The sequence below is a fragment of the Hymenobacter sp. BT491 genome, assembly GCF_014349165.1.
GTDB classification, from domain to species: Bacteria; Bacteroidota; Bacteroidia; order Cytophagales; family Hymenobacteraceae; genus Hymenobacter; species Hymenobacter jejuensis.
In genome coordinates, this window is sequence record NZ_JACSJJ010000001.1 from 1,019,556 (window position 1) to 1,032,334 (window position 12,779).

Genomic DNA, 12,779 nt, shown 5'->3' on the forward strand with positions numbered 1-12,779 from the left:
CTGCCCTAGATTCTGTGACCGATACCGAATACGACATCCTCGACGAGCTTTACTTCGTCACCTCCTTCCGCGACCTCACCCAGAAAACCCGGCTGGCGCCCGCTGACCTCGAACAGCACCTGCGCGGACTGCTAGAGCTGGAGTACGTTAAGTGCTTCTACCCCGACCCTGATACCGAGCTGGCTTACGAAATCACCTCGTTTGGGGCCATCGCCCGCGACTGCTATTTTCTGGCTACCAAAGCCGGTTTGTTGGAGCATAATACGCGCTAACTGTGGCCGTTGCATCTTCTCTGGCGCCTGTTGTGCGGGCTGCGCCCCCGGCGCGGCCACCGAGCTACTACGTGCGGCAGCGCCTGTTGCAAAACGGGCCGGCCATGGCGGGGCTGGCCTTTATCGTGCTGTGCACCCTCATCGCGCTGGCGGGGTATTGGGTGCTGCCCGACAATTCGCCCAACGCCAACAACAGCGTGGTGCAATTGCAGAAAGAGCCGCCGGGGTTTGACGCCACTATTTTACGCTTGCCTCCGTCCAGCGCTTCCAGGCAAGTAGTTGCTAATCAAGATAATATATTCACTACTTGGTGGCGCGGACGCGAGCTTCGGTACCAGGAAGTGCCTGTTAGCGGCTACCGCATCGTCGGCGATTCGGTGGTCATAGAGCCTTATCGCAACCACAGCGCCCTGCCCGATCAGCCGCGCCGGTATGCGCTGGCGGCCCTCACGGGCAAAAGCGGTTCGGTAGAGGATCAAAAGCAAGTAATTGACAGTGAAATAATTACAAAAAGAACCTACTGGCTTGGTACCGACAAATCGGGACGCGATGAGCTGAGCCGGCTGCTGCTGGGTACGCGCATTTCATTGGGCATTGGGCTGGTAGCCGTGCTGATTTCGTTGGCCCTGGGCATGCTCGTTGGGGCCGTAGCGGGCTACGTGGGCGGCTGGGTCGATAGCGTGCTGATGGGCATAATGACGGTGGTGTGGAGCATACCCGGTATCATGCTGGTGATTGCCATCTCGCTGGCCCTCGACAGCAAAGGCGTCTGGACTTCCTTTGTGGCCGTGGGCCTTACGATGTGGGTAGATGTGGCCCGCGTAGTGCGTGGCCAGATGCTATCGTTGCGCGAAAAAACTTTTGTGGAAGCCGGCCGCGTGCTGGGCTTGCCCCAGAGCCGCCTCATCTGGCGGCACTTGCTGCCCAACATGACGGGCCCCTTGATTGTGTTGGCAACCAGTAACTTTGCGGCGGCCATTCTGCTCGAAGCCGGCTTGAGCTTCTTGGGGCTAGGGGTGCAGCCGCCTGCGCCCTCGTGGGGGCTGATGGTGAACGAGGGGTTTCAGCTCATCGGTACCCAAGCCGGCCTGTGGCTCACGCTGCTGCCGGGCACGGCCATCAGCCTGCTGGTGCTGAGTTTCAACCTGCTCGGCAACGGCCTGCGCGACGCCTATGATCCCAAAACTCCGATTGCCGGATGAGTAGGTTCTGGTTTTAAATGACAATTTTGACCTTCTGAAAAGAAATTTCTGAGTACTTGCTGCTCCTTGTATCCCCTTCCGGAACAAGCTTCCGGCCCTTTGCAGGAAGCCCCAATCTCTCTGAACCAATGCCTGAACCAACCATTTCCATTGAAAAAAAGCTCTTTCTGCGGGAGCGGGAATTGGGCGCACTGCTTGAAATCACGCAGGCCATCAACCACGACCCTACGGAGGATTCGCTGTATAAAATCTTTCAGTTCACGCTGTTAGGGCAGCTTAACATCCGGCGCCTGGTGCTGTACGTGCTGGAAGAGGGGCAGTGGCAATGCGTCGTTTCGTTTGGAGCCGACCTAGCCGATTTTCGCCAGGTGCCGTTGCCCGAAGCCATTATCAATGCCTGCACCTCGGCTTCGTGCCCCATTCCGAGCCTGAACCTGGGGAAAGAATGGAAGCAGCTTGAAACCGTGATTCCGGTGGCGCAAAACGGCGAGGTGCTGGCCTACGTGCTCATCGGCAACGTGAACATGGACTACGTGAGCGAGGAGGCGACCAAGTTTCTGGAAACCCTCAGCAACATCCTCATCGGGGCCATCGAAAACCGCCGGCTGGGCCGGCAGCGCGTAGCCGCCGCCGCCATCCGCAAGGAAATCGAGATTGCGCAGGAAGTACAGACCATGCTGTTTCCGCGGCATCTGCCTAATAATGAATACGTTGCCGTGCACGCGAGCTACGTGCCGCACACAGCCATCGGGGGCGATTACTACGACGTGGTGCCCATCGACGACGACCGGTTTCTGTTCTGCGTGGCCGACGTGTCGGGCAAAGGCGTGCCGGCTTCGTTGCTGATGTCGAACTTTCAGGCGGGCTTGCGCACGCTGCTCCGGCAGCAGGCCGACCTAGCTACGGTGGTGGCAGAGCTGAACAATCTGATTTACCGCAATGCCGTTTCGGAGAAGTTCATCACGGCGTTTTTTGGGCTTTACAACCGCACTACCCGCACGCTGCAATACGTGAATGCCGGGCACAATTCGCCCATTATGCTGCTCGACGAAGCCGAGGGCTTTCAACTGCTGGCCGACGGCACCACCATGCTGGGCATCTTCGACGAGCTGCCCTTCCTGAATGTGCAAACCGTACCCGTGCCGCCTCGTTCGCTGCTCCTGACCTATACCGATGGCCTGACCGAAGTGTTCGACAAAGAGGGTGAGGAGTACGGCGAAGAAGGCGTGCTGCGCTTCCTGCAACGGTCGCGCTACGTGCCGCTGGCCAAGCTGCACAAGGAACTGCTCAAGGAAATTAAGTGCTTCAACGCCGACGGCAACCACTTTGCCGACGACATCACCATCTTGAGTTGCCGGTTTAAGTAAGATTTTGTTGCAAAAGCCATTATTTATAAGTTATTGACTATCAATAACTTATAAATAATGGTTTCTGAATAGAGTTGTGCCGCTGAGCAAGGGACAGTTTTGAGGTAATGCGTATGTCGGCCCGCAGAAAGGTGATCTTGTACATTGCCATGAGCTTGGACGGTTACATTGCCACGCCGGAAGGGGATTTGGACTTTCTGTCCTTGGTGGAGCAGGAGGGCCAGGACTATGGCTATGCCGACTTCTACCAAACGGTAGACACCATTATTCTGGGCCGGAAAACCTACGATAAGGTGCTTTCGATGGGCGTTGCGTTTCCGCACAGCGGCAAGGAAACCTACGTGCTGACGCGTACGGAAAGGCCCGGCATCGGCACCGTCAGGTTCTATACCGATAGCCTCCCAGAGCTTGTCAGGAAGCTGCAAAACCAAACCGGCAACAATATTTTTGTCGACGGGGGCGCCGAGACGGTGAACCAGCTACTACAGGAAAACCTGGTAGATGAATTCTATATCTCGATCATCCCGATTTTATTGGGCAGCGGCATCTCGTTGTTTCAGCCGGGGCGCCCCACACAGCTATTGAAGCTGGTCGAAACCAAGCAATTTGAAAAGGGCCTCGCGCAGCTCCATTACATTCGACTGGAATAACAGCATAAAATCGGGGCCGAAACCGCGTTTTCGCGCATACAAAAGCCGCGGCTAGCTGATGCTGGCCGCGGCTTTTGTGGTGTTATACTTCAGCCTATTGGCTTAGTAGCCAGGGTTTTGAGAAAGCTGCGAATTTACAGCCAGCTGCTGATTGGGGATAGGAAAGATAAGGTAGGTGGGGGCACTTGCCGTAGGCCCTTCTTGGATAGGACCCAGGAACTTACCAAACCGAATCATATCCTGCCGGCGCCACTGCTCCAGATACAGTTCCCGGCCGCGCTCGTCCAGCAGTGTATTCAGGTCGAGGCTGGTGAGGGCGCCAGCGTTGCGCGATGGGTGCGTGCGGATGGAGTTGACCAATGCCAACGCAGTGCTGCCATAGCCCCCGGCGTTGGTGCCCGTACCGCCGCGCAGGATGGCCTCGGCCTTCATCAGCAAGATGTCGGACAAGCGCAGGTGCACCATGTCGTTGTCGATGGTGCCGGCCGAGTTGTTGGTGAAGTCTGGTGGGTATTTCATCGGGCGAATACCGGTGCGCTCCAGGGTGGAGGCGTCGGTTTCGATGATTTTTACTTCCCGAGTGAATGCCAGCGGAGCGCCGCTGCGGTCGGTGAGGGGCGCATCCGTATTCAGGTTATACTGCTGACCGATCAGGAAGCCCACGTTCTGACGCTTGCCCGGATTGAGCGGCCCGTTTTTGTAGGTATACACCGTGCCCCGCCGAATGTCGTTGGCGCCGAACTTGTCGTAGAATTCGCCTAGTGCCACGGGGCCGTTATAGCCGCTGGGCACCATGTTGTAGTGTGAGATAAACCGCCACAAATCGTACTGCGCCCCGCTGCTCACGCCGCCCTGGTTCAGCTCCGTAAAGATGTTCTCGGTGCCAATGGCCGTGTTGTCGGGGGCAAAGTTGTCGAAGTAGTTGGCCGCAAACCGGTACCGCCCGCTGTTGATGATCTGGTCGGCCAAGCTGATCACTTGGTTCATGTCAGCAGCGGCAAACGTAGGCGCCGCGCGGTTGGCGTACACGCCCCGGTTGAGGTAGCACTTCATGAGCAGCCCACGCGCCGCGTCCTTGTTGGCCCGGTAGACCGGGACATCGGGCAGGTTAGCGAGCACGGCATTCACTTCGCTCACGATGTAGTCGAGGGCTTCGGTACCCTTGCGCACGCGGGCAAGCTGCGTAACGGGTTCGCCTGGGTCGCGGTAAGGCACCTGGTCGTAGAGGTCGAGGATCCAGTACATGGCCCAGGCGCGCAGGAAGCGGGCCTCAGCCTGCTGTTGCGTAGTAGGGTTGTACTGCAGCATATCGGTCGCTGCGTACACTACGGCGTTCAGGTTATTGAAGGCGTCGCGCACTTCCTGGTGGTTGGCGTCCCAGTTGTGCAGATGCAGCTGGCGCCATTTGCCGTTGTCGTCCCAGTCGCCACCGCGGGTGGGCATCAGGCGCTCGTCGGTCGTGACCTCCGAAAGGGCGAACACCTGCGTGGCCCCCTGAAACGGACTGCGCATCGCACTATACACCCCGTCGAGCAAGGACGTGGTGTTGGTGGAGCCGGTGCTGCCCGCCGAAACAGTACCCTGGAATTCCTCTTTAATCTCGCAGCTATTGGCTAGTTGGAGCACGGTCAGCAAAGCCGCCGCGCTAAGTATCTTCTTCATAAGTTACTGGTATTTAGTGTGTTACAAAGAGAAGTTCAGGGCGAATGTAAAGGTCCGGGCGGTGGGGTAACCTGTGTAGTCGATGCCCGCTGACGGTACGCCGTTCACTGCTTTGTTGGTGTTGATTTCGGGATCGAAGCCGTTATACTTCGTGATGAGGAACAGATTCTGGCCGATGGCAGAGATGGTAGTGCCCTTGAACACTCCCAAATCACCAAAAGCATACGAGAGCGTCAGGTTCGACAGCTTCACGAAGTTGCCGCTTTCCAGGAAGCGCGAGGAAGGCGCGAGCCGGTTGCTGAGAGCTTCCTTAACGGCCTCCTTATAGTTAGACAGGGCTATGTTCTTGCCGCCCTGAATTTGGCTCACGTTGAGCACGCTGTTGAAGGTGTTGTTGTAAATCTTATTGCCGAACACGCCGTTGAAGTTGGCCGTCAGCGAGAGCTTCGTAAACCGGAAGCTGGTGCTCAGGCCCGCTATTGCGGTCGGGTTGGGGTTGCCCAGGTAGCGGGGAACGCCGCCGTCGGTGTATATCGACTGGCCGGTAGCAGGGTCGACACCTTCAAATTGCTGGGTGTAGAAAGCATTGATGGGCAGCCCATTCTGAATTACTTCCACCGTCACGCCGGACAAGCCTTGGCCGCTAAGCGCACCCGTTTGGATCACCCCACGCAGCCCCGATACCCTGTTCTTGATGAACGTGGCGTTGGCGTTAAAGCTCAACCCAACGCGCTGGTTGTCGATCGCCGTGACGCCGGCAAGCAGTTCCACGCCTTTGTTTACAATGTTTCCACCGAGGTTGCTCCAGGTTACAGTACCACCGGGCGCTGCCGGCTGAATCGGAGCAAGCGGATACAACAGATCGGTGGTCCGCTTGTAGAAGTAATCAGCCGTCAGGGTCACCCGGTTGTTGAACAGGGCTATGTCAAGGCCAGCGTCATATTGCTCATCCGACTGCCACTTCAGGTCCGGGTTAACGTTGGTAATTTGGCCAGTGCCCTGGTTCCCGTTCAGGAAGGCAAACTGCTTCCGCGCCGCGCCGGCCGGAAACTCCTGGTTGCCGGTGCGGCCGTAGCCTACCCGTGCTTTCAGCTGGCTAATGGATTCTACCTTGAAGAAATCTTCTTGGCTGACATCCCAGGCGGCCGAAACCGACGGGAAGTAACCGTACTTGTTGTTGTCGCCAAACTTGGTGCTGCCATCAGCCCGCAGGGTAGCCGTCAGTAAGTAGCGCTCCTTGTAATTGAGGATGGCCCGGCCAAAGTACGATTGTAACTCCGTGATGGGGTCTACGAACGAAGAGATGATGCGGCTCGAAGCATTGCTGTACTGGAGGTAGTTAGTGTAGTCGAGTCCGGAGGTGCCGAAGCCGCCTTTGTCTAGCTGTCCGCGGCCATTCACGTTTATGCCCGAGTTGTTGAACCTCTGATATTCGTAACCCAGCAGGGCAGTCAGATTAAAGTCGGCGCCGAGCTTCTTGTTGAAGTTCAGCGTATGAGTCATCTGTTGGGTAAGCAATTCGCTCGTGCCGATGGCGGCATAGCCCAACTGCTGGTAATCCGAGATGTTGAGGCGCTGATCTATGGAAGTGCGACGAATGCCGGTGCTGTAGTTGGCGGAAACCAACGCGCGATATTCCAGCCAGTCAGTAAACTTGTAGTAGGGCGAAATCGAAGCTAAAGCAGTGGTTACCCGCGAGTTGTCGTTGTAGTATTGCTGCATTGCCACCGGGTTAATGGTGGAGCTGCCCAGCCGGGATACTGGCAGGCCTTTGGCATTGTAGAGCGAGTCGGTGGGGTTCCACTGCAACGCTTGGCCAATAAGGCTGCCTCGGAAGTCGCCGTTGTTGGTGATAGGCGCAAGCTGCTCGCGGAATTGGCTGGCGGTGATGTTGATGTCAGCCCCCAAACGTTTGCTTTCCAGAAACTTCATGTTGGTTGAGAAGTTGGCGCTGTACTTCTCGAAGCCCGTCCGCTTGACGATGCCTTTCTGATTGAGGTACCCGAGCGAAAGCCGGTAGCGGGCGTTTTCATTGCCGCCGCTGATGGCCGCGTTGTAGTTCTGGAGCGGGGCCGTGTGCAGAATCTCTCCCAGTGCATCGTTGCTCAGGCCCTTGTCGTTGGTAGCGGAGGCACCATAGTACTTCAGGGCGTCGCGGAACTGGCTGGCGGTGAGTACATCAATGCGCCGCAGGATTTTCGAGAAGCCCCCCGATATGCCTACATCCAGCCGCGGCTCGCCCGCTTTGCCTTTCTTCGTCGTGATGATCACCACGCCGTAGGCTGCCCGCGAACCATAAATGGCCGTGGCCGAGGCATCCTTCAGAATGTCGATCGACTCGATATCCGACGGGTTCAAAAAGTTGAGCGGGTTGCTGTCGGGGCTGTCGCCGAAAGCGGTGTTCAGGCCGGGACGGGCCGAGCGCCCATCAAGTGGCACACCATCAATTACGTACAGCGGCTGGCCCGTGCCCGTTACGGCCGAGTTGCCCCTGATTTTGATGGTGGAGGCCCCACCGGGCTGCCCGCTATTCTGGGTTATCTGCACCCCCGAAGTCCGGCCCTGAATCAGCTGGTCGGGCGAGGTGAGCGTGCCCTTGTTAAAGTCATTGGTGTTCAGGGCACTTACTGCCCCGGTTAGGTCGCTTTTCCGGACCGTGCCGTAGCCCACCACGACCACGTCGCCGAGCGCTTTAGCATCTTCTTTCATCGACACCTGTACCGTGGATTTGCCCGTAATGTCAATCTGCTGCGAGGCGTACCCAACGAACGAGAAAGCCAGCGTTGTGGCCGTCTCGGGCACTTGCAGCTGGAACGTGCCGTCGCCACTGGAACTCGTGCCGATGGTTGTGCCGGGCACAATAATCGTTACCCCCGGCAGGCCGTTCGCTTGCGCGTCGACCACTTTGCCGGAGATGGCCCGGGTTGCCTGCGCCATACTCAGGAGCGGCATCAGGAGGGCTAGCATGCTAAGTGCCACGAGCCGTAGCAGCGCCACCCGGTTTCCATCGGTGCGAGCTACTCGTGGCAACTCATCCGATTCATAGCGTTTGTACCAGTTCTTACTCATAAGTGAAAAGATAAAAGTGTGTGGGGATTGTGCTTGTAATCAGACTGTTGGGTATTCTGGAAACGTTTGTGGGAAAAAATTGAAAAAATAAAGTAGAGATCACTGTAGGCTGAGGACTACCGCCTGCCAAGGCTGAAGCGCGAAGGCGTTGCCGGCTGGCAGCGTCGGGTAATTGTTGAGCCACGGCTGCCCGGTGGTTTTCAGGCCGGCGGGCAGGCTCCAGGTGCGTTTGTCAGAGGAGAAATTGAGCACCACCAGCACCCGCTCCTTGCCCAGCGTGCGGGTGTAGGCGTAAATGTGCGGATTGGCCTCGTCGAGGAGCTGATATTGTCCGTACACCAATACCTTGTGCTGCCGGCGCAGGGCAACGGCTTTGCGGAAGTAGTTTAGAATGGAATCAGGATCTTTGTCTTCTGATAATTCATTGATAGTTAAGTAGTTGGTGTTAACTCCAATCCAAGGCGTACCGGTTGTGAAGCCGGCATTGGCCGTGGCATTCCACTGAAAAGGGGTGCGGCCGTTGTCCCGCGACGATTTGGCCAGGTGCGTGAGGAAAGTGGGCAAGTCGGCACCGGTTTGTTGCAGGTGCTGGTACTGGTTGCGGGCGGCCACGTCGCGGTAGTCCGTGATGCTTTTAAACACGCCATTCGTCATGCCCAACTCGTCGCCGGCGTAGTAGAAAGGCGTGCCGCGCATGGTGAGCAAAAACGTGGTCAGTAGCTTCGACGACGGCGCCCGGAAGGCGGGCCGGTCGTCGCCCCAGCGCGATACCATCCGCACCTGATCGTGATTGCCGAGGTAAACGGTGCCCCAGCCTTTTTGGGCAAAAGCCTTATCCCAGCGGGTATATACCTTCTTGAAGTCCAGTAGATTATAGCCCTGCGGGTCGAGGTAATCGTAGTCTTTGTCGTGCTTGTAGCCAATGCCCATGCCCTCGAAGTGGTAGGCCATGTTTAGCTCGTGGCGGGCGGGGTCCACGAACTTCATCGCGTCTTCGGGCGAGGCGCCCGCGCCTTCCGAAATCGTCACCACGTTGTATTTGCTGATGACCTCGCGGTTCATCTCCTGGATGTAGTCGTGCAGGTGCGGGCCACTGCTGTAATACTTAACTATATCTTGCTCATACCCAGCCGGAAAGGCCGGAAATGTCGTGTCCTTGGCCACGTACTGAAACGCATCCATGCGGAAGCCGTCGATGCCCTTGTCGAGCCAGAAACGCATGATGCTGTACACTTCTTGGCGGAGCTTGGGGTTTTCCCAATTCAGGTCGGGCTGCTTGCGCGAGAAGTAGTGCAGGTAGTACGCGTTGGTGAGCGAATCGTATTTCCACGCGTTGTTGTCGACGTCGAACAGGCTGTAACGGGGCGTCGGCTTGCCCTTTTCGGCGGGCCACCAATGGTAATAATCGCGGTAGGGGTTGGTGCGCGAGCTGCGCGACTGCTTAAACCACTGCTGCTCGTCGCTACTGTGGTTCACCACCAAATCCATCACCAGCTTGATGCCCCGCTCGTGCATGCCCTTGAGCAGCGCGTCGAAGTCCTGCATCGTGCCAAACTCCGGCATGATCTGGCGGTAGTCAGAAATGTCGTAGCCGTTGTCGTCGTTAGGCGACGCGTAGATGGGATTGAGCCACACGGTGCCCACCCCTAGGCTTTTCAGGTAATCGAGCCGCGAAATAATGCCTTTCAAATCGCCTACGCCATCGCCGTTGCTGTCCTGAAAGCTGCGCGGATATATCTGATAGACAACCGTTTCTTTCCACCATTCCGGCTTGTTTGCCCCTCCAACAACAGCCGTTGCTTGCTGGGCTACGCTTGGTAGGCAAGCCAACAGCTCCAAGGCAAGAGCGAACAGCAACGGTAGGCATCTTTTCATATAGGAGCTTCAGGAGCAAAGACTCTTAACGATAATAAGATTGACCAAACGGGGTGAGTGAAGAGTTAACTTTTTGGCTGCCAAATAGAACATTGTAGAGGACCCTGTAAGGGGGGGGCCAAACAACTTCACTGCTTTGGAGAGCCAGTAGCATAGGGAGAAAAGCTAAAAACGAGCTTTGTGGCAGGCTTGCAAACGTTTGTAGCAAGCTTTTTATAAGGCGATAACAAGGTGGGCTTCACTTAGTTTTCCAACGCATAAATAAGGAGTTTACGAATATTTAATTGGCTTAAATGTATGATAATTAGATTGCTATGCAAATATTCACGCTTATAATTATAAGCCATTTGTAATGCGCTGGGCAGTAAAATCAAGACGAATGCTCTGGAAAAAGGGCAAATATGCGAGCGATACAATTGATCGCGCAGGGCAACAGCACGCCGGCTCATGGCCTTCCGTCTTTAGTAAAAATTCAGCTTTCCCGCAGGATTCGCCAAGCCCGATCCGGCCGCATTGCCTACCTTATTGACCGCACGCAGTGTAGCTGCCTACCATAAGTCCAGTTCTTTTTCCTGCCCTATGTTACTTCCCACCCGTATCTGGTTGAAAACCAGCTTTTGTGCTCTATTACTGTTGTATACAGCGTCGCTGTCGGCCCAAACGCCTGACCCGTGGCACATTGACGCCGCTCGGGTGGACCCCGCCAATTATTACGGCGTGACCGTGGCCAACGGCATGATTGGCATTGTGTCGTCGCCCGTGCCATTTCAGGTTAAAAACGTGGTGCTGGCCGGGGCATACGACCAGTACGGGCGGGGGCGGGTGAGCAACTTTCTCAACAGCTTCAACCTCCTGAACATGTACCTAGAAGTGGACGGCCACCGGCTCGAGGCCAAAGATGCCCGCAACTTCCGCCAGCAACTCGACATGCAGCGCGCTTCGCTGACCACCACCTTCGATTACGCCGACAAAGCCACCATCCGCTACACCTACTACGCGCTGCGCCACCTGCCGTTCACGGTGTTGCTCGACGTGTCCATTACGGCCAAAAAGGATGTAGCCCTCACGGCCGCCAGCGTCATGGAAGCGCCTGATGCTCTGCGCGATGTGCAGAATTACTACAACGAAATCGATCGGCCCCATGCTACGTTGAGCCTGCTTACTTCTTCGGCCAAGAGCCCCACGGGCAAGCTGCTGCTGTGCGCCAGCACCAGCTTCTTGTTTGAGGAGCCGCACGGGCAGGAGCCGCGCATCATTCATGAGATGTGGGACAACAACATGCACCTCATGAAGTTCGGCAAGGCCCTGAAAGCCGGCCAGACTTATAGCTACGCCGTGGCCGGCTCGTCCATTACGTCGGCCCACCACGCCGACCCGCTCAACGAAGCCGAGCGCCTGACCATCTTTGCCCGGCTCGAAGGCCGCGAGCGGCTCTTGGCGTTTCATGCCAAAGCTTGGAAAGACCTGTGGCAGAGCGACATCCAGATCACCGGCGACGCACAGGCCCAGCAGGATGTGCACAGCATGCTCTACCACCTCTACAGCTTTTCGCGGGCGGGTACCGATTTTTCGCCTTCGCCCATGGGCCTGTCGGGATTGGGCTACAACGGCCACGTGTTCTGGGACACCGACGTGTGGATGTTTCCGGCGCTGGTCGTGCTGCACCCCGAAATCGCGAAATCGTTGCTGGAATACCGGTTTCAGCGGCTGGAAGCGGCCCGCCGCAATGCCTTTTCGCACGGGTACCAAGGGGCCATGTTTCCGTGGGAAAGCGCCGATACGGGCGTGGAAGAAACGCCGGTCTGGGCCCTCAGCGGGCCGTTTGAGCACCACATTTCGGCTTGCGTAGCCCTGGCCGCCTGGCAATATTACTGCGTAACCCAGGACAAAACCTGGCTGCGCGAGAAAGGCTGGCCCATCTTGTCCGCCACTGCCGATTTTTGGGCCAGCCGGGTCGAACGCAACGGCCCCGGCCATTACGACATCAAGAACGTGGTGGCTTCCGACGAGTGGGCCGAAAACGTGGATAATGATGCGTTTACTAATGCTGCCGCGCAAGTAAACCTGCGCAACGCCGCCGCCGCTGCCAAGCTGCTGGGGCTAAAAGCCAACCCCGACTGGGTACACGTTGCCCAGAACATTCCCCTGCTGCACTTCCCCGACGGCGTCACCCAGGAGCACGCTGCCTACCACGGCGAAGGCATCAAGCAAGGCGACGTCAACCTGCTGGCTTACCCGCTGGGCGTGGTGACGGCGCCGGCCCAAATCAAGAAAGACTTGGCCTATTACGAAACGCGCGTGCCCACCGAAGGCACGCCCGCCATGACGCAGGCCATTTTTGCATTGCTCTATTCGCGGTTGGGCGATGGCGCCAAGGCCCGGCATTTTTTTCAGGATGCGTACACGCCCAATCTGCTGCCGCCCTTCCGCGTGATCGCCGAAACCAAGGGCGGCACCAATCCTTACTTTGCCACGGGCGCGGGCGGCGTCTTGCAGGCCGTGCTCATGGGCTTCGGCGGCCTCGACATCACGCCCACGGGCATCGTGCAGCGCAAAACCACATTGCCCACGGGCTGGCAATCGGTGAAAATCACAGGGGTAGGGGTACAGCGGAAAACGTATTCGGTAACTCGTTGATTAATAATAATTTATACCAAAAAAAGCGGTAGCCGAAGGCAGGGC

The 12,779-nt window shown here is 57.2% G+C and carries 8 protein-coding genes; 5 read left to right on the plus strand and 3 right to left on the minus strand.

Annotated elements, in window-relative coordinates:
* Positions 1-14: 14 nt before the first annotated feature.
* The 4 genes from H9I52_RS04300 (at position 15) to H9I52_RS04315 (ending at position 3,491) form a co-directional block, all read left to right on the plus strand.
* On the plus strand, positions 15-272 hold the full coding sequence (locus H9I52_RS04300; protein WP_139513796.1) for a hypothetical protein: 258 nt from the start codon (positions 15-17) through the stop codon (positions 270-272).
* A 2-nt stretch (positions 273-274) separates the two neighbouring features.
* Positions 275-1,474 (plus strand): ABC transporter permease, encoded by a 1,200-nt coding sequence (locus H9I52_RS04305; protein WP_316248000.1) that lies wholly within the window; start codon positions 275-277, stop codon positions 1,472-1,474.
* A gap of 128 nt (positions 1,475-1,602) precedes the next feature.
* Positions 1,603-2,841 (plus strand): PP2C family protein-serine/threonine phosphatase, encoded by a 1,239-nt coding sequence (locus tag H9I52_RS04310; protein WP_187452799.1) that lies wholly within the window; start codon positions 1,603-1,605, stop codon positions 2,839-2,841.
* Positions 2,842-2,954: 113 nt separating this feature from the next.
* On the plus strand, positions 2,955-3,491 hold the full coding sequence (locus tag H9I52_RS04315) for a dihydrofolate reductase family protein (protein WP_187452800.1): 537 nt from the start codon (positions 2,955-2,957) through the stop codon (positions 3,489-3,491).
* A gap of 102 nt (positions 3,492-3,593) precedes the next feature.
* Here the strand turns inward: H9I52_RS04315 and H9I52_RS04320 are convergent, their stop codons facing one another.
* The 3 genes from H9I52_RS04320 to H9I52_RS04330 all read right to left on the minus strand — a co-directional run bounded on the left by H9I52_RS04320 (position 3,594) and on the right by H9I52_RS04330 (position 10,097).
* Positions 3,594-5,153, minus strand: a complete 1,560-nt coding sequence (locus H9I52_RS04320) for a RagB/SusD family nutrient uptake outer membrane protein (RefSeq protein ID WP_187452801.1) — start codon at positions 5,151-5,153, stop codon at positions 3,594-3,596.
* 21 nt (positions 5,154-5,174) lie between these two features.
* Positions 5,175-8,222: a SusC/RagA family TonB-linked outer membrane protein gene (locus H9I52_RS04325; protein ID WP_222940401.1), complete on the minus strand. Its 3,048-nt coding sequence runs from the start codon at positions 8,220-8,222 to the stop codon at positions 5,175-5,177.
* A gap of 99 nt (positions 8,223-8,321) precedes the next feature.
* The gene (locus H9I52_RS04330; RefSeq protein ID WP_187452802.1) at positions 8,322-10,097 is read right to left on the minus strand and encodes a glycoside hydrolase family 13 protein; all 1,776 of its coding nucleotides are present in this window, start codon (positions 10,095-10,097) and stop codon (positions 8,322-8,324) included.
* Between the two features lie 579 nt (positions 10,098-10,676).
* On the opposite strand from H9I52_RS04330, the gene H9I52_RS04335 reads away from it, so the two are divergent.
* Entirely contained in the window at positions 10,677-12,734 is a 2,058-nt protein-coding gene (locus H9I52_RS04335) for a glycoside hydrolase family 65 protein (protein WP_187452803.1), read from the plus strand.
* The last annotated feature ends 45 nt before the right edge of the window (positions 12,735-12,779 follow it).